This window comes from Curtobacterium sp. 24E2 (assembly GCF_016925595.1).
GTDB lineage: Bacteria > Actinomycetota > Actinomycetes > Actinomycetales > Microbacteriaceae > Curtobacterium.
On the sequence record NZ_CP068987.1, the window covers coordinates 3,504,143 to 3,524,860 of the forward strand.

Sequence of the window (20,718 nt, forward strand, 5' to 3'; positions counted from 1 at the left end):
CCCCTCCCCTGCCCTGGCTTCCGTCTCGGAGGCCCGCGTCGCCGACGCGTCCGCCGCACTCGGCGTCCACCGCACCGCAGTCCGTCGCCGCGTCCTGGTGATCGCCGCACTGGTCGTCGTGCTGGTGCTGGTCGCGGTCGCGAGCATGCTCCTCGGCAGCAACCGGATCGGCGTCGACCGGGTGCTCGACGGCCTGTTCCGGACCGGGTCGACCACCGACGAGGCGATCGTCTGGGGCTCCCGGATCCCGCGCACGCTCATCGGTGCCGCGGTCGGTGCGGCCCTGGGGATCGCGGGCCTCCTGATGCAGGGGCACACGCGCAACCCGCTCGCCGACCCCGGACTGTTCGGGGTCTCGTCGGGTGCCGGGCTCGCCGTCGTCCTCGGCGTCTACGTGTTCGGGGTCACGAGCACCGGCGCGACGGTGTGGTTCGCACTCGGCGGCGCGCTGGTGGCGAGCGTCGTGGTGTTCTCGGTGACCATCGCAGGCAGCGGCACGGCCAGCCCGGTCCCCCTCGCCCTCGCCGGCGCTGCCGTCTCGGCCCTGTTGGGCGCGCTGACCTCGTTCGTCGTCCTGACCGACCAGGACTCGCTCGACGCGTACCGGCTGTGGGTCGTCGGTTCCCTCGCAGCACGGCAGCTCGACGTCCTCGGCGCGGTGTGGCCGTTCCTCGTCGCCGGGCTCGTGCTCGCGATCCTGAACGTCCGGGCCCTCGACGCGCTCGGGCTCGGCTCGGACCTGGCCAAGGGCCTGGGCGAGAACGTGCTCGTCGCGCGGCTCGTCGGGCTCGGGGCCATCACGTTGCTCGCAGCCGGAGCGACCGCCGCCGCCGGCCCGATCGGGTTCGTCGGCCTGACCGTGCCGCACGTCGCCCGGGCTCTCGTCGGCACCGGGCACCGGTGGACGCTGCCGGTCTCCGGGCTCGTCGGTGCGGCGCTCGTGCTGCTCGCCGACGTCGTCGGACGCCTGATCGGTGGGTTCTCCGAGGTCGAGGTCGGCATCGTCCTGGCCGTCATCGGCGGCCCCGTCTTCGTCGCCGTCGCCCGCCGCCGATCGCTGGTGTCCCTGTGACCGGCACGACCGAACGAGCATCCGCGTCCATGTCCGGCGCAGCCGTCCGAGCGCCCGGCCGGGCCGGTGTCCGCTTCGGTCCGATCGGCCTCGCCTGGCGCCCGCGGGTGTTCTGGTACACGGCCGCCTCGCTCGGTCTCGTCCTGGTGCTCGTCGTCCTCGGTGTCGCGATCGGCTCGACCTGGATCGCGCCCGGCACCGTGGTGCGCTCGTTGCTCGGACTCCAGAGCGGCCCGGACGCCTTCATCATCACCACGCTCCGGCTGCCCCGCGTCCTCACCGGAGCGCTCGTCGGACTGACCCTCGGCATCGCCGGTGCGCTGACCCAGACCTTCACACGGAACCCCCTCGGCACCCCGGACATCATCGGCGTGACCTCGGGTGCGAGCGTCGGCGCCGTGGCGGCCATCGTGCTCGGTGGGGGCACGTACTCGGTGTCCTCGATCGTGCTCAGCGGTGGGATCCCGGTGGCCGCGACGATCGGTGCGCTCGTCGCCGCCGCCGTCGTGTACGGGCTCGGCTGGCGCGGCGGGGTGCAGAGCTACCGGCTCATCCTGGTCGGCATCGGCGTGAGCGCGACCCTCGACGCCGTGACGAGCTACCTGCTCGTCCGCGCCAAGATCACCATCGCCACGGCTGCGTCGCAGTGGCTCGTCGGCAGCCTGTCGAGCACCTCGTGGTCGAGCGTCTGGCCCCTGCTGATCGTCGCCGCGGTCGCGGTGCCGATCGCCCTGGCGACGAGTGCGGCGCTCGGCATCGGACAGCTCGGTGACGAGGTCGCGACCGGAGTGGGGCTCGCCGTCCAGCGACACCGTCTGCTCGTGATCGCCCTGGCCGTCGTGCTCACCGCCGCCGCCGTCGCCGCCGCAGGACCGGTCGGCTTCGTCGCGTTCGTGGTCCCGCAGGTCGGACTCCGGCTGGCCGGGACGAACCGGCCACCGCTGCTGCTCGCCGGTCTGCTCGGCGCCGCGCTGGTCCTCGCTGCGGACCTGCTGTCCCGATCGGCGTTCCCGTGGCAGGTGCCCGTCGGCATCATCACGACCGTGATCGGCGCCCCGTACCTGATCTGGCTCCTCGTCCGTCACCGCAAGGAGATGTCCCGATGACTCCCCGTCCAGCACGACACCGTCCAGCACGACACCGTCCAGCACGACACCGTCCAGCACGACGGCGTCCACCATCCCGCCGTCCACCCCGGTCCTCGAAGCACGGGGCCTGTCCGTGGGCTACGACCGGCACCCGGTGCTGACCCACCTCGACCTGCGCATCGAACGCGGCACCGTGACGACGTTCCTCGGCGCGAACGGCTGCGGCAAGTCGACCCTGCTCAAGGCCTTCGGGCGGGTGCTGAAGCCGCAGTCCGGCGAGGTCCTGCTCGACGGTGCCCCGATCCGCAAGGAACCGAACCGCCAGGTCGCCCGGAAGCTCGCGATCCTGCCGCAGTCACCCGTCGCACCCGCCGGCACCAGCGTGCTCGACCTGGTGATGCGCGGCCGCAACCCGCACCAGTCGTGGGCGAAGCCGTGGACCGCGGACGACGCCGACGTCGCCGAGCGGGCCATCGCGGCGACCGGGCTGACCGACGTCGCCCACCGCGACGTCGCGAGCCTGTCGGGTGGCCAGCGACAGCGTGCGTGGATCGCCCTGGTGGTGGCGCAGCAGGCCGACACCTTGCTGCTCGACGAACCGACGACCTACCTGGACCTCGCACACCAGCTCGAGGTCCTCCGCCTGGTCCGTCGACTCAACCGCGAGCAGGGTTCCACCATCGTGATGGTCCTGCACGACCTGTCGCTCGCGGCTCGGTTCTCCGACCGGCTCGTCGTGCTGCACGACGGCGGCGTCGCTGCCGACGGCGCACCGCACGAAGTGCTGACCCCCGCGTTGCTCGAGCGCGCCTTCGGGCTGCACGCGCGCGTGTTCCCGGACCCCGTGACCGGCGCCCCGATGATCGTGCCCGAGGCCGACGAGCACGACCCGTCGGCGCACCGTGAACGCGACACCGTGCTGGCGGGCGCGACAGACTTAGGTTAGCCTCTCCTAACGTGAAGCTCTCCCGACGCGGCTCCCTCCGAGCCACCCTCCTGACCTCCGTGGCCGTCTCGGCCCTCCTCCTCGCCGGCTGCTCGAGCACCGACTCGAACGACTCCGACGGTGACACCTCGGCGTCGAAGGCCTGGTCCTACGAGGACGCCACCGGCACGACCGTCAAGGTCGACCACACGCCGAAGCGCGTCGTCGTGCTGAACGACATCGCGATCTCGTTCATCGAGTACGGCCTGAAGCCGGTCGGCACCTTCGGCCAGCTGACCATGGCGAAGGACGCCCGGTTCGACGACCTGGACACCGACGGCATCACGCAGCTCGGCACCGGGTACGGCGACATCGACCTCGAGAAGCTCGCAGCGCTGAAGCCCGACCTCGTCGTGACCTCGGTGTACCCGACCGACGCCAAGGGCACGCTCGACGACACGCAGCCCGGCTACGGCTTCAAGGACAACGAGCAGGAGAAGCAGATCGAGGCCATCGCGCCCGTCGTCCAGGTCAAGTGGGGCGGCAAGGGCGAGGACGTCATCGAGAAGATCGCCGATCTGTCCGAGTCGCTCGGCGCGAAGGAGTCGACGATCGAGGCCGCCGAGAAGCGCTTCGACACCGCCGGCGACGAGCTCGAGAAGGTCGCGAAGGAGAAGGACCTGTCGGTCGTCTCCATGTACGCCGACGGCGACGGCGCCTACGTCACCCGTCCGACCGACGAGCCGCTGCTGCAGATGTACTCGTCCTTCGGGGTCGACTTCGTGACCCCGAAGCCGAAGGGCTTCTACTGGGGCATCTACTCGTGGGAGAACGCGGGCCAGATCACCGGTGACGTGCTGCTGCTGTCGCAGCAGGGCTACCAGGTCGCGGACCTCGAGAAGCAGCCGACCTTCGCCGACAACGCAGCGCTCGAGGCCGGCCAGGTCCACAGCTGGACCTTCCCGGCGCTCGACTACGCCTCGCAGGCCGACTACATGAAGCAGCTCGCGGGCTGGCTCGAGGACAGCAAGAAGCTGTCCTAGAACGCAACCGACGATCAGACGGGAGGCCCGTTGCCAGCTGGCAACGGGCCTCCCGTCTGTTCGGTGTCGCGTCTCGTGCACGTGACCCGCTGCTGTCGTCAGCCCACCGGCAAGGCGGCGTTCACAGCGGTCTGCGCTTCGCGCCAGACCGCTGCGCGGGACCCCGCGTAGGTGCCGCCCTGACCGTTCGAGTAGTACCGCAGGTTGTGCTTCCCGCCGTCGGTGTTGCCCTGCCAGTACGCGGTCACCGCGCGCGAGCTCCCGCCGACCAACCACACCTGGTCGGCGGCGTCGGCCGTCCCGGTCTTGCCGAACAGCGTGGTGCCGTCCGGGGTCTGGCCGCCGCTCGCCGTACCGCCCCGGAAGGCGCCCTGCATGACCTCGAACGCGGTCGCCGCGGTCTGCGGCGAGACGGCCTGCGAGCAGGTGCGCGGCTGCCCGCCGAAATCCGTGCCGTCCGGTGCGATCACCTGGTCGATCACGACCGGCGCGCAGTACCGACCGCCGTTCGCGACGCCCGCGTACGCCGCCGCCATCGTCAGCGGCGCGATGCTCTCGGTGCCGAGCAGCGACGCTGGGTTCCACGGCAGCTCACCGCCGGCGGCCAGGTGCACACCGAGGCGCTTCGCGACGTCGCGGATGTCGCACAGGTCGAGCTGCGCGGCCATCGACTGGTAGGCGGCGTTCACGGACTGGGCCGTGGCGGAGCGCACCGAGTACGGCCCCTTCTGGCCCGGCGAGTCGTTCTTCGGCTGCCAGAAGGCCGTCGTCTGCTCGCCGCACGCCGTCCACGTGCTCTGCGGGTGCGGGGTTCCGTTCACGACTGTGTCCGGGCTGCGGCCGGCCTCGAGCCACGCCAGCAGCGTGAACATCTTGTACGTCGAGCCGGTCTGGAAGCCCGTCGAATCTCCGTCGGCCTGGTCGACGGCGTAGTTCAGCGACGTCGCCGTCGGTGGCGCCTGCTCCGACCGGTCGTAGTCGGTGTTCTGCGCCATCGTGAGCACCCGGCCGGTGCCCGCCTCGACGGTGTTCAGCGTCGCGCCCAACGCGAGACGAGTCTCGGTCTTCGGGTCGTACCGGTCGAGCAGTTCCTTCTGCTTCGCGTTCAGGTCGAGGTCGAGCGTCGTCTGGATGCGGTACCCACCCGTCCGCCAGGCATCGGCGCGCTGCTGCTTCGTCGCGCCGAGCTGCGGCAGCCGTGCGGCGACGCGCTCGGCGTAGTCGCAGAAGAACTCCGCCCCGGTCTCGACGGCCTCGCACCCCTGCTGCGGCGCGGTGATCCGGACGTAGTCGGCCAGCCGCGACAGCCGTGCCGTGCGGTACTCGTCGGTCGTCAGGTGCCCCTGCTCGTGCATCGAACGGAGGATCACGTTCCGCCGTGCGGCGTTGTCGCGGTAGTGGTCCGGCGTGGACAGGTCGCGGCGCTCCGGCCACTGCACGATCGCGATGAGCGACGCCGCCTCGGCCGGGGTCAGGTCGGTGGCGGACTTGCCGTAGTAGTGCTGCGCGGCCGACTGCACGCCGTAGGTCTGGTCGCCGAAGTAGGCGATGTTCAGGTACGCCGTCAGGATCTGCTCCTTGGTGTACTTCTTCGCCAGGCCGATCGCGAGCTTCATCTCGGCGAGCTTCCGCTGGGGCGACCGCTTCGTCGCCTCCTTGTAGCCGGCCTTCTGCTCCGCGAGCGTCGGCAGCTCGCTCGCCCGCTGGATCTTGATGTTGCGCACGAGCTGCATCGTGAGCGTCGAGCCACCCGATCCGCCCTCGCCCTGCGACGCGGCGACGCTCACCAGGGAGCGGACCATCGACGTCGCGTCCACACCACCGGTCTCGTAGAACCGCTTGTCCTCGCCGTCGACCGCAGCGTGCTTCAGCTGGTTGCTGATCTGGTCGAACGACAGCTCCTGCCGGTCCTGCGCCCACACGTTCGCCAGGTGCACCGGTTCGCCACCGCGGTACGCCCAGACCTGGTTGCGCTGCGGCAGGTCGCCGATCTCGATGTGCTCCGGCAGCGACTCGAACACCCCGATCGCCGACGTCGTGCTCACGCCGGCGACCGCGATCATCGGCGTCACGCCGACCCCGACCATCAACCCGGCGAGCACACTGCCGCCCACGAAGCCGAGCGCGGCTCCCCTGCACGTCTCATCGTCATCGCTCTGGATCCCCCGTGGTGCATCACCGCAACGATCTGGTGCGGTCGTTCGGGAGCGTCCCAGCCGATCTCGGGCGGTCGCCGGGACTTCGCCGCGGAACACCGCCGTGTCCGCTGGGAAAGCGCCCGTCGTGACGGGATCGTGACGTGAGTGGGGGCGATCTCGGCCTCCAGGACGATGACGGGCGGCTCCGAGAGCGCTCGCTCCTGCGCGTCTCGCCGCTGGGAATCCCGCGACCATTCCTCGTGACCAGCTGCAGAGTGGTGCGCGACTCGCGGTCGGGCGGATGTCCGCCGAGCTCCGGACGAGCGCCCGAATGCCGTACGGGAGACAACAGCCCCGGTGCACCTCGATCGAAAGGTCGGTCGTCGCTGCCGGACGCTCAGGCGAGCGAGCTCCGGTCTACGTCGACGCGCTTGTCTCGCAAGCCACTGTGATGACGCCATCACCGGTGACCCTTGCGAGACATGGTTGTGAGAACCGCCGCGCCCCAGGATTCCACGAGTCGGGGACGCCGCGGCCGTGCTACCGACGCGACGTCTCGCAACCGTAGGGATGTACGACAGCGCACAGAGGAATCCGGCCGCGCCACGAACCGTCCACTAGGCCGAGTTTGGCCATGAGTACCGGCGGGGCCCCTTGCGACAACGACGGTCTCGGACAGTGTCCGGCGGCTGTGGGAGCACGTCGGTGTCGTGCCTTCGTTGAAAGGCAACTGCCCCTGACTCGCCGCAAGGACGGACAAGTCAGGGGCAGTGGATGGTCGAGTTAGTGGACCTCGCCGCCGAGAACCGGCGGTGTGACGAACAGTGTGAGCAGTTGGTAGACGGTCAGCAGGATGCCGAGCCCAAGGCAGGCCCATCGAATCCACCCGTGCTTGCGGAACGTTGTCAGCAGAGCCGTTGCCGACACGATTGTCGGTGCGAAGAGCAGGCCGCTGCTCGCGATGGTGAGCAGGACGATGACCACGAAGGCGATCTTCGACGTCGTCCCTGCCGCGAACCGCGGTCGACGCTTCGGCCTCGAGCTGATCTGGGTCATCCGGTGATTCCGTTCCCGTAGAGCGCTTCGCCGCTGGGTCGCACGTGGATGTGGATGGTGTGGTTGGTCGTGATGCCCTTGCCCTTGTAGCCGATGTTGAAGCTCCAGGACATGTAGGAGTAGTCGTTGCCCTTGGTGCGGTAGTCGCCGCACGCGGTGACCTTCGTGCTTGCCGGCCAGACAACCCAGCTGCCGTTCTTCCCGCACTGGTGCCAGCCGACCTTGCCCCGCATCTTGGTGGTCGACCACGCATTTGCACCGTCGTAGAAGAACTTGGCGCGGTGCTCAATGTAGTACGACCCGCCCGGCGCGCCACTCCACAGCGTCTTCGTGCGAACGGTGCCGGCGGCTTTCATCTGCGTCTTCACGGTGGACTGCGTGGAGGACTCGTCGGACGACAGGTACGTCGGGCTTTCCGAGTCCGATGTCACAGTGCAGTTGTCGATGTATTCCTGCGCGGTCGGAACAGCAGACTGCTCTTGTGCGAGCCCGTACAGCGCGCTTGCACAGGCGGAGTCGACCTTGTCGGGAGACGCAATGAAGGAGTACATCGGACTGGTCCGGGTGATCGTGGCCCCGGTTGCGTTGGTCGTACCAGTGACGTCGGAGTGCCAGAAGTAGGTCTGGCCGTCGACGAGGAGTCCTGCGGGGATGGGCGACGCGTCGGTGTCCCAACCAGACTGGTACAGCGGTGCAGCGTCGGGATCCGCGGACGACGAGATAGTGAGGCGCTGCTGCACGTCGGACGGGAACGCCTCGCCGTGCGGGCTGACCTGCAAATATCCCTCGTCGTACACCTCGGCTCCGGATGCCGTCGACGGATCCAGCACCGCGTTGTTCCAAGCGCCGCCGAGGAAGAAGCTGTAGGTGCTGGCGTTCAGGACTGTGCCATCACCTGCAAGAAGGGCTGCGTCGATGGTGTGCGCACCTGCGGTGGCAGGAACGGTCGCGGCTGCCATGGTCGCAGCGGTGGAAGCAGCAGCCGTGTTGACCGCGGCCCCACCGTCGATGGAGACCGCGAGTACCTGATCCGAGCTGGCAGCCGCGGCCACCTTCGCCGTGCACTTGATGTCGTTCGCCGGAATCGTTGCGACCGTCGCGTCGGCGGCGTAAGGCGCCGGGCAGCTAATAATCGGCACGTTCGGCGTGCTGTACCAGCCCTGCACGTCGATGACGTAGTTCGTTGCCTCGGCGACGTTGTTGAGGTTGATTTTGCCGTTCGCGCCGAGGGCGACGGTGACGGTGTTGGTGCGGATCTCGTCGGTCTGGAAGTTGATCGAGGTCGTGTCCGGCTGCGTGGTCCCGTTGGCCCACACGGATGCGCGGCCGTCGCTGCCGCCGTGCGAGGCGGTCAGCGTCAGGACGACCGCGGTGATGCCGGAGCCCATGACCGGGACACCAGCCTGGCCGGCGACCGAAATTGCGCGGGTCTCGTTCTTCGCGAGGATCGTGTTCCCCGTCGCGCGGGAGTCGAAGACCCGCCCAACACCGGGAGTGAAGGTCGCGCCAGTGGTGCCGCCGGCGGTGAAGTACCCCTGCAGGTCGATGACGAGGTTGATGGTCGACGAGCCGTTGTAGATCGTCATCTTCCCGCTCGAGGACAGCTGCACCTGCGCCTGGATCGACGTGTTCACCGACGGGGCGTAGTGCAGGGCGTTGTCGGGACGCGTGGTCCCGGTCGCGTACGGGGTGAGGTAGCCATCGGAGGCAGTGGAGTTGATCGGCAGGAGGTTCACGACCGCGCCGGACGCGCCGGACGGAACGCCGTTGGCGCCGGTGACCTGGATGTCGACGCTCTTCCCCGGTGCCAGGAGCGCCTTCGCGGCACCGAGCCCGGAACGGGTGTCGACGATGCGCTTGCCCGCCACGGGGACGAACCCGCCGGCGTCGGTGCCGTCAGTGTTGGCGGTGTAGTACCCCTGCACGTCGAGGATCAATCGTGCGGCCGTCTCGGTCGAAACCTGGATGGTGCCAGCAGCACTCACCGCGACGATCGCGGTGTTGGAGACGTACTCCCCCGCGTTGGCGTTGTAGATCAGCATCGTCGTGCGCGACGTGTCGGCATCCGGCCGGCCGAACAGCGTGCCCGCCGACGGGGTGCCACTGACGGTCGCGTTCAACGAAACGGCGCCGATGGTGCCGTCGTCGGGGATCCCGGCAACGCCGGCGATCTTGATGGTCCGGTATTTGCCCGCCTCCATCGGAGTGCTGAAGCCGCCGGTACCAGCCTTGGTGTCCAGGACACGGCCGGACGCGGGCACGAACACGCCACCGGTGCCGGTGTCGTTGATTGCCTGCGCCGGTATGGCGACGAGGAGTGATCCGACAAGTGCGAGCGCGCCGAGTGCAGCAGCAGCGATGCTGTGCTTCCTCGTGCGCGGAGCGTGCAGCAGTGTGCGCACGAAACCCCCTAGATGATCGACAGCACGTGTTGCTGTCAGCGTCCGCAGCATATGAGGAAGCTGAGTGTCTGTACCCGGCCCCCGTACGGGGGTAGAACGCAAAAGCCCCGGTCAGAGCGGGTCGTTCCGGATCGGTCTTAATGGATGCTCAGACAAGGGTTATGCCGACGTGATCTTCGATCGCGAGAGGCAGCTTCCGGGTGAGTCCTGGTGAAGGTCGGCGTCAGGCGCCGACCTAGCCGCATCAGCTGACCGAGGAGTCCATCGGGTGAGTGTCCGCGAGCAGGTCGAGCACGCCGTCCGGGAACACCGGGACGTCCGTGTCGACGGGTACCCAGCGCACCGGGCTGCCCTCGTCCAGCACCACGAGTTCGGCGTCGAGCGGCACCGCGTCCAGGTCGGCCGACCGGACGGCGAACACGTGGACGTACTCGTGTCCGGGCTGCCCCTCGTACTCGAACAGGTTCTCGAGGACACCGAGCAGCCGGACCTCGTCGAGGGCGACGTCGAGCTCTTCGCGGAACTCCCGCCGGAGCGCCTGGACCGCGGTCTCGCCGAACTCGATGCCGCCGCCAACGGCACGGTGGAAGCGGAGGTCCCGCACGCCGTCGAACGACTCGGACATCAGCACGTGATCGTCCTTGACCAGCAGCCCGACCGCGATGTTCCGGATGCTCCCCATCACGCCACTCTGCCACCCGTGCGGGATCGCTGCGCTCGTGACAGACGCCGTGCAGGGCGTCGTCCGCTCACCGGCGAGCGCCCCGGCGGCAGCGCCCCACCCGGTGGGGTCATCCCCCGGCGGGACGAACAGCATCGTGTTCCACAGCACGAGCGCATCCCACCAAGCGAGCTCGTCGGCGGTGAGCGCGCTCACCGAGCGGTAGCCGTCGAGCAGCTGCCGGTGGACGGCCGCGGGGACCGGGCCCCAGTCGTGGAAGAGCGTCCCGAGCAGGACGGCCGACCGCGCCAGTTCGACGATGCGGTGGTCGCGGCGCAGGTCCTCGAAGTCGATGACGGCGACGACGTCCGCGTCAGCGCACAGGACGTTCGCCGCCCGGTAGTCCCCGTGCACGATCTGGACCGGCAGGTCGTCGGACGGCGCGGCCGTCAGCAACCGTCGCAGCGCCACCCGGGCACGGTCCGGCACGTGCGTCGTCGCACCGTCGAGCCAGTCCTCGACCTGCTGCACGAGCGGGGTCGGCGGCGGGCGCACGCCGGCCGCGCGCGCCCGATCGGGGCTGTCGCGCAGGGCGTCATGGAAGCGGGCCAGCGTCGCGCCGGCTGCGTGGGCCTGTGCCGGATCACGAACGTCCAGCAGCGTTCCGCCGATGACGTACTGGAGCCCCATCGAGACCCCGTCGTCCTCGACCTGTACCCGTCCGTCGAGCGTCGGCACCGGGGCCGAGACGGGCAGGCCGCGCTCCGCGAGCCACGTCGTGAGGTCCGCCGCGAACGCCAAGCGCTCGAACCCCTCCGGTGCGATGGACCACTTCAGGAGCATCCGGCCGTCAGCGGTCGAGACCCAGGCGAGCGCGTTGTGGTCGCTCATCACGATGCGCTCGCACACGACGACGTGCACGTTCCACCACCGCTCGAGCGTCCGGATGACCCAGTCCTCGGCAGCGGCGGCGTCCGTGAACCCGAAACGGCTCCGCAGCACCTCGGTGGGATCAGCTCGTTCCCAGAGCATCTCGAGCGTCATCGGTCCACCCTCGCAGGTCGCGCTACCATCCGGTACCGGTCCACCCACGGAAGCGAGTCGCCATGACCGCCCAGAGCACGCGGGTCCTGCACGTGATGTGCACGGTGTTCCTGTTGGGTGCTTTCCTGTCGGTCGGGATCGGTGGGTGGTCGCTCGCGAACGACACCGGGGGCGGTGCGAACATCGGCGGCGGCATCCTGATGCTGTTCGGCTACCTGCTCGGTCTGATCGGGATCGCACTCGGGGTCGCCACGATCGTCGTCGACACCGTGTCGCGGCGACGGTCACGCACGCGCAGCTGACTCCTCAGCGGCGGCGGGTGCGGAGCCGCTGCACGCCCACCCATCCGGCGACCGCGAAGCAGCCGAGCGCGAGGACGTACGAGACGAGCAGGTCGGCCCATGCGCGCGGGTTGATCGATCCGTCGGGCAACCGCTCCCGGAGTTGGAACGACGTCGGGAACAGCCAGTAGGACGTCGCGTAGACGGTCAGCGCCAGTCCGAAGACGACCGAGCCGACGATGATCCACCGAGCGGTGCGCGCTCCGACGGTCACGCGGACGCCCCCTTCACGGATCGTCGCGACGCCGACCGCGGTGGGTTCGCTCGCAGGTGTTCGCCGATGCGTCCGAGGATCCGGGCGAGGTCACTCGCGTCGTCGTCCGTGATCGGTGCGAACAGGAGTCCGTGCACGGTGCCGATGTGGCCGGGGAACACGTCGGCGAGGACTTCGCGCCCCGCGTCGGTGATCGCGACGACGGTGCTGCGTTCGTCGTTCGGCGATGGGGACCTCGTGACGAGGCCGCGCTGTTCGAGTAGTTGCGCCTGGTAGGTCAGCCCGCTGCGGCTGTAGACGACACCGTCGGCCAGGTCCGTCATACGCAGGTGCCCGTCCGGAGTATCCCCCAGCCGCGCCAGGAGCTGGAACTGCACGTAGCTCAACCCGCCGACGTCGCGGAGCTGCTTCTCGACCGCGGGGCGCAGGAGCGCACTCACCTCGGTCAGCGCGAAGTAGGCGCCGAGCTGCGTCGGGGTCAGCGCGGTGGGGGTGTCGCTCATGTGACCATCGTACCTGTTGCTTCGAGTTCGAAGCAGTGCTAGCGTCTCGGGCAAGCGCTTCGAATTCGAAGCAAACAGGAGAGGGCATCACCATGAAGGCAGTGCAGTTCCACGAAGTCGGCGGACCCGAGATCCTCCAGTACGGCGAGGTCGAGCAGCCGACCCCGGCAGCCGGTCAGGTGCGACTGCGCGTCGCGGCGTCCGCGTACAACGCCGCAGACAACGGCATGCGGGCCGGCTTCCTGCCGATCCCGATCCAGCTCCCGCACGTCCCCGGCTACGACGTCTCCGGCACGGTCGACGCGATCGGCGAGGGCGTGACCGGTCTGAGCGTGGGCGACGCGGTCATCGCGTTCCTGCCGATGGAGCGCGACGGCGGCGCAGCCGAGTACGTCATCGCACCGGCGGACGCCGTGGTCGCAGCACCGACGAGCATCCCGCTGGCCGACGCGGCCGCGCTGCCGTCCGTCGCACTGACGGCCTGGCAGGCCCTGTTCGACGACGGCCGGCTCACCGCCGGGCAGCGCCTGCTCGTCGTGGGTGCCGGCGGGGTCGTCGGCAAGTACGCCGTCCAGCTCGCCAAGCGCGCCGGAGCACACGTCATCGCGACCGCCAGCCCACGCAGTGCCGACGCCGTGCGCGCGGCCGGTGCCGACCAGGTCATCGACCACACCGACACCGACCTGCTCGACGCCCTCGACGGTCAGGTCGACGTGCTGCTCAACCTGGCGCCGATCGAGCCCGAGCAGTTCGCGGCGGATGTGGCGGCGGTCCGTGACGGCGGAGTCGTCGTGAGCACGACGGCGTTCATGGCCACGCCGGGTGACGAGTCCCGAGGCGTTCGTGCAGCGACCGTGTTCGTCCTGCCGAACCGCGAACGCCTGACGGAGCTCGTCGCGCTGGTCGACGACGGTGCCCTGACGGTCGAGGTCACGCGACGCATCCCGCTCGCCGAGCTGCCCGCACTGCACGCCGAGGGCGCAGCCGGTCGGATCGCCGGCAAGGTCATCATCCTGCCCTGACCCGGATCACTGGAGCGACCAGTGTCCTGGACGGTCGAGGTCGTCGGGCAGCACCGTGGACGCATCGCCCTGCGCAGCGTTCACCTGGGGTTGGGTCAGGAACAGTGCGTTCGACAGGTCCGCTCCCCTGAGCCGGGCATCGCGCAGGTCCGCGCCGAGCAGGTCGACACCCGACGGGTCGCATCCCCGCAGGTCCGCGGCAATCAGGACGGCACCGCGGAGATCGGCGCCGACCAGGACGCGAGATCGCAGGTCGCTGCCGGCCAGGTCAGCCGACGGGTGCAGGTCGCCGGCCGCCTCGCCGGCGGCGGGGTACCCGCCCCGAGCCTCGGCACTGACGTCGACCAGGACGGAACGGACCTCGGACCGGAGCGACTCGACGTCCACCGCGAGGAGGCCGGACAGCTCGCCGTCGAGGATCTGCTGGACACGGTGCCGGAGCGCGGTCGGTGATTCTGCCGACCCCAGAGTCGTCGAGCGGGACACCGTCTCAGCCAGGTACCAGAGCACCTCGTGGAGCTGCCGGGCGACGGCGAAGGCCCGGAACACCTGCGGCTTCGAGTCCGGCCGGTCGACCGAACTCGTGCCGTCGAAGCAATCGGTGGTGGTGCCCCCGCGGAGGCGGTGCAGCACAGGACGGAGCAGTCACCGCAGGCAGCGCGGAGCACCGAGCGGTCGCCGGTCGACGTGATCACCCGGTCTCGCCCGTGGCCCAGAAGTAGGTCAGCGGGGAACCGTTGATCAGGTGGTCGCCGATCACCCGTTGCTGGAACACCACCGGGTTGTGCGACGACAGGGTCCGGGCGTTCCGCCAGTGCCGATCGAGGGATTTGTCCCGGTCGGTGGCGCTGGCCCCGCCGACCTCGAAGAGCGTGGTCGCCGCCCGGAGCACGATCTCGACCACCACTCCCTGGAGGGCGATCGTCCGCAGTTCGGCCGCATCGATCAGCGCGTCGGCTCCGTCATCACCGGACTCGATCGCGCCGTGCGCAGCGTCGATGGCCGCGGCGGCGTCCAGGACGAGGGCCTCGGCGGCGATCGCGTCCGATGCGACGCGGCCGACGACGGACTGCACGAGCGGGTCCGTGGCCGCGGTCGCCCCGACTCCGTGCTGGTAGTGCCGGGTCCGTGACCGTACGAACGAAGCGGCGTCGCGGGCGGCCGCGGCGCCGACCCCGGCGAGCGACGCCAGCAGCACGGTCTGCAGGAACGCCGGCAGCACGGTTCGCCGCTCCGCACGCTCGGGTCGGAGTTGCCAGAGCTCCACGCGGACGCCGTCGAACTTCGTCGTGCCGCTGCCGGTCAGCCGCTGCCCGAAGCCGTTCCAGTCGTCGCGGACCTCCACACCGGGGTCGTCGACCCGCACGGTGACCCCGACGGTGTGCCCGTCCGGTGTGCGCGCGGAGACGGTCGTCCAGTCGGCGAAGATCGTGCCGGTGCTGTAGTGCTTCTCACCGTGCAGGCGCCAGCCGTCGCCGTCGGGCACGATGTGCGTCGACAGGGATCCGACCGCGGCAGTCGAGCGCTCGTGGCTGGCGTTGCCGAAGACCTCGCCCGCGGCGATGCGGGTGAACCACTCGTCACGGCGGACGACGTCGGGTTCGAGCAGCAGTTCCTCGACGAACGCGAAGTGCGCGCGGAGGAGCTGCGGGATGTTCGAGTCGGCCTCTGCGAGACGGATGAGCAGCGCGAAGAGGTCGGTCGCCGACGCACCCGCGCCGCCGGAGGACGTCGGCACCGTCACGGCTGTGAAGCCCGAATCCGCCAGCCACCTGACCGGTTCGTGCGGCAGGGAACGGCTCTGCTCGCGCTCCACCGCCCCGGCCGCGATCCGCTCGAACACCGGCGCGAAGCGCTCCAGCAGGGAGGTGGGGGTGGGCAGTGTCGTGGTGGTCATGATTCCTCCTGGAACTTCCGGTGGGCGCTGACGCCCGGGATCGCGTCGAGCAGCCCCTGCGTGTACGGGTCGCGCGGCGAGCGGAACACCTGGTCGGCCGTTCCCTCCTCGACGACACGACCGTCGCACAGCACGAGCACGCGATCGCTGACGTGGTGGATCACACCGAGGTCGTGCGAGATGAAGAGCGCCGCGGTTCCGTACTCCTGTCGGATGTCGGCGAGCAGGTCGAGCACCTGCGCCTGGACGGACACGTCGAGCGCGCTGACGGCCTCGTCGAGGACGAGCACGTCGGGATCGGTGGCGAGCGCGCGGGCGATGGCGACGCGCTGTCGCTGTCCGCCGGACAGCGTCGACGGGTGCCGGCGGGCGATGGACGGGTCGAGTCCGACGCCGGTGAGCAGCTCCTCCGTGCGAGCGGTGTCGGAACGACCGTCCTCGGGTGTGCCACGGGCGGCTCGCGCCCCGGTGAGCGCCGAACGGATCAGCTCACCCACGCTGCGGCGCGGGTCGAACGACGACAGGGGGTCCTGCGACACCGTTGCGATCCGCGGTCGATCACCGCGACGAGCACGCTCCGACAGTGCCGACCAGGGCCGTCCCTCCAACGTGACGGAGCCCGAGGACGGCGGGGTCAGCGCGAGGGCGATGGCAGCCGTCGTGGACTTCCCGGAGCCGGACTCCCCACGATCCCGAGCGTCTCCCCTGCGCGCAGGTCGAACGACACGTCGTCGACCACGGTCCGGACGACCCGGTCGGGGCCGCGGTAGCGCTTGCTGACGTGCGAGACGGAGAGCACCACCGATCCGGCGACGGGCACCGGCCGCGAGGCCGGCCGCGGCGCGAGGGTGGCACGGGGAGCGTCGGACAACCGTGTGCCCGGCGCGTGCGCTGCGGGGATCGCCGAGAGCAGCCGCTTCGTGTACGGGTCCTGCGGGTCGCCGAGAACGGCGCCGACCGGCCCCTGCTCGACGACGACACCGTGCTGCATCACCACGACGTCGTCCGCGAGCCGTTCGACGACGCCGAGGTCGTGGCTGATGAGCACGAGCCCGGTCCCGCCTGCACGGAGCTCGTCGAGGAGCGCGAGGATCTGCGCCTGCACGGTGGTGTCGAGCGCCGTCGTCGGCTCGTCGGCGATGAGCACCGCGGGGTCGAGGGCGATCGCCGCGGCGATGAGCGCGCGCTGCCGGAGCCCGCCGGACAGTTCCGAGGGCAGCTGCCGCGCACGCAACGACGGCGACGGGATCCCGACGCGCTCGAGCAGCGAGAGCACCTGCCGTTCGCGCTCCGCCCGCGGTCCGACGCCGTGCACCCGGAGCGCGTCGGCGACGGACGCCCCGACCTTCCGGAGCGGATCGAGCGAGACGAGGGCGTCCTGCAGCACGTACCCGGCCTCCTTCCCGCGCACCTTCCGCCACGAGCTGTCGGACAGGTCGCGCAGGTCGCGTCCGCCGAGCGACAGCGTCGAGGCCGTGGTCGTCGACGTCGGACCGTTCAGCCCGAGCAGCGACCGGGCCGTGACGCTCTTGCCGGAGCCGGACTCACCGACGATCGCCACGCAGCGTCCGGCCTCGAGCGTGAAGGAGACGTCCTGCACGACGGTGCGGCCGCCGAAGGCGACGGAGAGACCCCGGACGTCGACGACGGGATCGTCGCCACCACGGAACGGGACGGACGCCGTGGCGGAGGTGAGCTGCGATGCGGTGGTCACCGGGGGCCTCCAGGCTGGGTCAGGGTCTGCAGGGCGCGACCGACGGCGGTCAGTGACAGCGCGAGCAGGACGATCACGACGCCCGGCCAGAAATCGAGCCACCACGCCTGCTGCAGGTAGTTCCGGCCGGCGTTGAGCATCGCGCCCCACTCCGGGGCGGGCGGCTGCACGCCCATGCCGAGGAACCCGAGCGCGGACGCCCAGACGATCGCCTGTCCGATGCCGAGCGTGACGAGCACGGTGAGCGGCCGGAAGGCGTTGGGCAGCAGCGTCCGGAACAGCACGTGCGCCGAGGAGTGCCCGAGCGCGCGTTCGGCCTGCACGTACGCGGCCCCGCGGACCGCGAGCACCTGCCCACGCACCATCCGGGCGTACCCCGGGATCGTCGCGATGCCGACGGCCAGGATCTGTGTCCCGGCGCTCGACCCGAAGACGGCGATCAGGATGAGCGCGAGCAGGATGCCCGGGAACGCGTAGAGCACCTCGATAACACGCGTCACCACGGCGTCGACCGCTCGGCCGCCGAGTCCGCCGAGGACGCCGAGGAGGACGGCCCCGGCGAGGCCGAGCGCGGTCGCGCCGACCCCGATCAGGACCGACTGGCCGGCCCCGTGCACGACACGCGAGTAGACGTCCCGGCCGGACTGGTCGGTCCCGAAGACGTGCTGCGCGCTGGGTGCGTCGAAGCTCTTGCCCAGGTCGATGGCGAGCGGGTCCTGTGGTGCGAGCAGGGACGGCCAGAGGGCCGCCATCGCGACGAGCGCGATGAAGGCGGCGGCCACCCAGAACGAGACGCGGCGCAACGGATGGGAGGCTCTGCGCACCTTGCGGACGCCGGCCTCGGCTGGTGCCGGGTCGGGCTGCAGGGCACGGGGTTCGCTGTGTGCGATCGTTGCGATGGTCATGCTGCGGCTCCACTCGTGCGGCGCAGTCGTGGGTCGATGACGACGTACGCGATGTCGGTGAGGATGTTCGCCACGACGTAGACGAGTGCCACGACGAAGGTGATGCCGATGACGAGCGGCAGGTCCTGCGCGCTCACGGCCGTGACCAGGACCTGCCCGATGCCCTGGCGGGCGAACACGACCTCGGCGATGACGGCTCCCGAGACCAACGATCCGAGCCCCCAGCCGGACAGCGTGACTCCGGGGAGCGCCGCGTGCCGGAGTACGCACTTCCCGCGGATCGCACGGTCGGACAGACCACGGCTGCGGGCGGAGAGGACGAACGGCTGCTGCTGCTTGTCCTCGAACTCGTCGCGGGTGACCTGCCCGAGGAACCCGGCGAGCGGGATCGCCAGCGTCAGGGCGGGCAGGACGATGCCGAGCGCCCCGGAGCCGATCACCGGGAACCAGTGCAGCTGCACGGCAAACACGAGCAGCAGCACGAGGCCGAGCCAGAACTGCGGGAGCCCCGCGGCGACGGTCTCGACGACCGAGCCGAGGCGTCCGACGATTCCAGGACGTCCGGCAGTGAGGAGCGTCGAGGCGATGGAGAGCAACCACGCGATGACGAGCGCGGACACCGTCAGCGCCAGGGTCGGGCCGATCTGTCCCGCGACGACGGTCGTGACGGACTGCTTCAGGGTGTAGGACTCCCCGAAGTCGAGCCGGAACAGCCCGCCGAGGAAGTCGCCGTACTGCGCGATGAGCGGCCGGTCGAAACCGTACTGCTCCGTGACGGCGGCGATGGCTTCCTTCGTGGGGTGAGCAGCGGCACCACCGAGGATCGCGACCGCCGGGTCACCGGGCACCGCGTGTTCGAGGAAGAACACGATGGTGCCGACGGCGAGGAGCAGGACCACCGCCTCCACGATGCGCCGTGTGACTCGGACGACCATCACTTGCCTCCGTCGATCAGGTAGGCGTCGGAGAGGACGGGTTCGCCCTCGCTGGGTTCGATCCACACGCCGCCGACGCGTTCGGAGATGCCGAGGCGGGTCTGGATCGGGTAGAGCGGCAGCGTCCAGGCCTTCGACGACAGCCGCTCCTGGGCCGCGGCGTAGTACTTCGCTTGCGCAGCCGGGTCGGTGGTCGCCGTGCCCGCGACGAGCAGCCGGTCGAGCTCGTCGTCGTACGCGAACGCCGAGTTCTGTCCGTTGTCGACGTCATAGGTCGCCTTCGAGTACTTGATGTACATGACGTGCGGGGTCGGGCTGTTCCAGTAGTTCCCGAGCAGGTCGTACGCCTTCGGGTTGCCCCACACCGCGTTCATCGACGACGAGTCGAGCGCATGCAGCACGACCTTGACCCCGACGCGCTTCTCCATCGCCTGGATGTCCTGCAGGATCGTGACGTCGGCCGGCGGGGTCTCCGCGGAGTCCGCGTTGTACGGCAGCTTCACCGTCAGCGTCTCGCCGTCCTTCGTCCGGTAGCCGTCCGCGTCGCGTCCGGTCCAGCCGGCCTTGTCGAGGAGCCGCTTCGCCTCGGCCGGGTCGTAGGGGAAGGGCTCGTGGTACGCCGCGTCGTAGTGCGGCGTCCCCGAGGAGACGTTGTTGCCCTCGTAGGGGAACACGCCGTTGTAGGCGCTCTCCACGGCTTCCTTCGCGTCCGACGCGTGCACGAACGCCTTCCGCACCCGGACGTCGCTGAACACCGTGCTCTTCGTGTTGATGTCGAGGCTGAACGGTGCCCCCGAGTGCACGAACGACCGCAGCTCGATCGAGGGGTCCGACTTCGCCAGGCCCTCGCTCTCCGGCGGCACGTTGAAGATCACGTCCGCCTCGCCCGAACTGAGCGCGCCGTACCGGGTGGTGTTGTCCTTGAGGAACTTCCACGTGATGCCGTCCAGGTACGCGGGTCCCTGGTGCTTCGCGTCCGCCGGAGCACTGTTGTACGCGCCGTTCCGGACGAGTTCGACGTCCCGCTCGTGGTTCCACTCCGCCACCTTGAACGGCCCCGTCCCGACCGGCGACTCGCAGTTGGCGGCGAGCCCCCGTGCCATGGCCTTCGGTGACTCCATGCCGAAGAACGCCTGCGACAACGCGGCGAGGAGCGGGGAGTACGGCCGCTCCAGGGACACCCGGACGACGTGGTCGCTGATCGCGGTGGCCTTGTCGAAGTACCCCGTCAGGTACAGCAGATCGGTCGAGGACTGGGTCGCCGGGTCGAGGATCTGGGTGAAGTTGTCCACCACGGCCTGGGCGTCGAACGGGGTGCCGTCGGTGAACTCCACGCCCTGCTTCAGGGTGAAGTCGTACTGCCTGCCGTTGTCCGAGATCGTCCAGCTGGACGCGAGCCACGGCTGCACGCTGCCGTCCTCCTGCAGCGACACGAGCGAGTCCAGGTACTGCCTGGCGATGTAGGTCTGCGGCATGTCCCCGGAGTTGTGCGGGTCGAGGCAGGTCGGTTCGCGGTCGGTGGCGTACACGAGCGTGCCGCCGCGGACCGGGCCCCGGTCGCGGCCCGCGCCGGTCGACCCGTCGGCGCAGCCGGCGAGCAGCGTCACGACGGCGACGACCGAGGCCGCGACCACGAACGGTCGGAGTGAGAGACGAACCATGGGGAAGGACGGTACGGCCGGCGTCCGTCGGCCGCGAGCGTCGGGCAACACTCCGCAACGGACGGACATCCGGCGTCACACCTGGTCCGCTCTGTGC

At 70.0% G+C, this 20,718-nt stretch carries 19 protein-coding genes; 6 read left to right on the top strand and 13 right to left on the bottom strand.

Features of this window, described 5'->3' with window-relative positions:
- Nucleotides 1-97: 97 nt before the first annotated feature.
- The 4 genes from JN350_RS17155 to JN350_RS17170 all read left to right on the top strand — a co-directional run bounded on the left by JN350_RS17155 (nt 98) and on the right by JN350_RS17170 (nt 4,128).
- The gene (locus tag JN350_RS17155; RefSeq protein ID WP_240347398.1) at nt 98-1,072 is read left to right on the top strand and encodes an iron ABC transporter permease; all 975 of its coding nucleotides are present in this window, start codon (nt 98-100) and stop codon (nt 1,070-1,072) included.
- Nucleotides 1,073-1,101: 29 nt separating this feature from the next.
- Entirely contained in the window at nt 1,102-2,178 is a 1,077-nt protein-coding gene (locus tag JN350_RS17160; RefSeq protein ID WP_240347399.1) for an iron ABC transporter permease, read from the top strand.
- A gap of 115 nt (nt 2,179-2,293) precedes the next feature.
- Nucleotides 2,294-3,106, top strand: coding sequence for an ABC transporter ATP-binding protein (locus JN350_RS17165; protein ID WP_240347400.1), 813 nt, complete (start codon nt 2,294-2,296; stop codon nt 3,104-3,106).
- Between the two features lie 11 nt (nt 3,107-3,117).
- A complete protein-coding gene (locus JN350_RS17170) occupies nt 3,118-4,128 on the top strand; it encodes an ABC transporter substrate-binding protein (RefSeq protein WP_205462945.1) in 1,011 nt (336 codons plus the stop codon).
- A 98-nt stretch (nt 4,129-4,226) separates the two neighbouring features.
- On the opposite strand, the gene JN350_RS17175 is transcribed toward JN350_RS17170, so the two are convergent.
- The 4 genes from JN350_RS17175 to JN350_RS17190 form a co-directional block, all read right to left on the bottom strand.
- A complete protein-coding gene (locus JN350_RS17175; RefSeq protein ID WP_205462946.1) occupies nt 4,227-6,242 on the bottom strand; it encodes a transglycosylase domain-containing protein in 2,016 nt (671 codons plus the stop codon).
- A gap of 807 nt (nt 6,243-7,049) precedes the next feature.
- A complete protein-coding gene (locus JN350_RS17180) occupies nt 7,050-7,250 on the bottom strand; it encodes a hypothetical protein (RefSeq protein WP_205462947.1) in 201 nt (66 codons plus the stop codon).
- 68 nt (nt 7,251-7,318) lie between these two features.
- Complete coding sequence (locus JN350_RS17185; protein WP_205462948.1) at nt 7,319-9,724, bottom strand: autotransporter outer membrane beta-barrel domain-containing protein; 2,406 nt, start codon at nt 9,722-9,724, stop codon at nt 7,319-7,321.
- Nucleotides 9,725-9,968: 244 nt separating this feature from the next.
- Entirely contained in the window at nt 9,969-11,429 is a 1,461-nt protein-coding gene (locus JN350_RS17190) for a phosphotransferase (protein ID WP_205462949.1), read from the bottom strand.
- A gap of 62 nt (nt 11,430-11,491) precedes the next feature.
- Between JN350_RS17190 and JN350_RS17195 the strand changes: the two genes are divergently transcribed.
- Entirely contained in the window at nt 11,492-11,731 is a 240-nt protein-coding gene (locus JN350_RS17195; RefSeq protein WP_205462950.1) for a hypothetical protein, read from the top strand.
- Nucleotides 11,732-11,735: 4 nt separating this feature from the next.
- Here JN350_RS17195 and JN350_RS17200 read toward each other — a convergent pair whose 3' ends face one another.
- Both JN350_RS17200 and JN350_RS17205 read right to left on the bottom strand, forming a co-directional pair.
- Nucleotides 11,736-11,984, bottom strand: a complete 249-nt coding sequence (locus tag JN350_RS17200; RefSeq protein WP_205462951.1) for a hypothetical protein — start codon at nt 11,982-11,984, stop codon at nt 11,736-11,738.
- On the bottom strand, nt 11,981-12,487 hold the full coding sequence (locus tag JN350_RS17205) for a MarR family winged helix-turn-helix transcriptional regulator (protein ID WP_205462952.1): 507 nt from the start codon (nt 12,485-12,487) through the stop codon (nt 11,981-11,983). Before JN350_RS17205 ends, JN350_RS17200 begins: the two co-directional genes overlap by 4 nt.
- 92 nt (nt 12,488-12,579) lie before the next feature.
- On the opposite strand from JN350_RS17205, the gene JN350_RS17210 reads away from it, so the two are divergent.
- Nucleotides 12,580-13,509 (top strand): NADP-dependent oxidoreductase, encoded by a 930-nt coding sequence (locus tag JN350_RS17210; RefSeq protein WP_205462953.1) that lies wholly within the window; start codon nt 12,580-12,582, stop codon nt 13,507-13,509.
- Between the two features lie 6 nt (nt 13,510-13,515).
- Here JN350_RS17210 and JN350_RS17215 read toward each other — a convergent pair whose 3' ends face one another.
- Genes JN350_RS17215 through JN350_RS17240 form a run of 7 tightly spaced genes read right to left on the bottom strand, consistent with a single transcriptional unit; the run spans nt 13,516 to nt 20,621 of the window.
- Entirely contained in the window at nt 13,516-14,142 is a 627-nt protein-coding gene (locus JN350_RS17215) for a pentapeptide repeat-containing protein (protein ID WP_205462954.1), read from the bottom strand.
- 58 nt (nt 14,143-14,200) lie between these two features.
- Complete coding sequence (locus tag JN350_RS17220; RefSeq protein ID WP_205462955.1) at nt 14,201-15,406, bottom strand: acyl-CoA dehydrogenase family protein; 1,206 nt, start codon at nt 15,404-15,406, stop codon at nt 14,201-14,203.
- On the bottom strand, nt 15,403-16,056 hold the full coding sequence (locus JN350_RS19895) for an ATP-binding cassette domain-containing protein (protein ID WP_240347754.1): 654 nt from the start codon (nt 16,054-16,056) through the stop codon (nt 15,403-15,405). The genes JN350_RS17220 and JN350_RS19895 overlap by 4 nt, the downstream gene beginning before the upstream one ends.
- On the bottom strand, nt 16,041-17,120 hold the full coding sequence (locus JN350_RS19900; RefSeq protein WP_240347401.1) for an ABC transporter ATP-binding protein: 1,080 nt from the start codon (nt 17,118-17,120) through the stop codon (nt 16,041-16,043). Before JN350_RS19900 ends, JN350_RS19895 begins: the two co-directional genes overlap by 16 nt.
- Complete coding sequence (locus tag JN350_RS17230) at nt 17,117-18,025, bottom strand: ABC transporter permease (RefSeq protein ID WP_205462956.1); 909 nt, start codon at nt 18,023-18,025, stop codon at nt 17,117-17,119. The genes JN350_RS19900 and JN350_RS17230 overlap by 4 nt, the downstream gene beginning before the upstream one ends.
- Nucleotides 18,022-18,960: an ABC transporter permease gene (locus JN350_RS17235; protein WP_205462957.1), complete on the bottom strand. Its 939-nt coding sequence runs from the start codon at nt 18,958-18,960 to the stop codon at nt 18,022-18,024. Before JN350_RS17235 ends, JN350_RS17230 begins: the two co-directional genes overlap by 4 nt.
- Complete coding sequence (locus JN350_RS17240) at nt 18,960-20,621, bottom strand: ABC transporter substrate-binding protein (RefSeq protein WP_205462958.1); 1,662 nt, start codon at nt 20,619-20,621, stop codon at nt 18,960-18,962. The genes JN350_RS17235 and JN350_RS17240 overlap by 1 nt, the downstream gene beginning before the upstream one ends.
- Nucleotides 20,622-20,718: the final 97 nt, after the last annotated feature.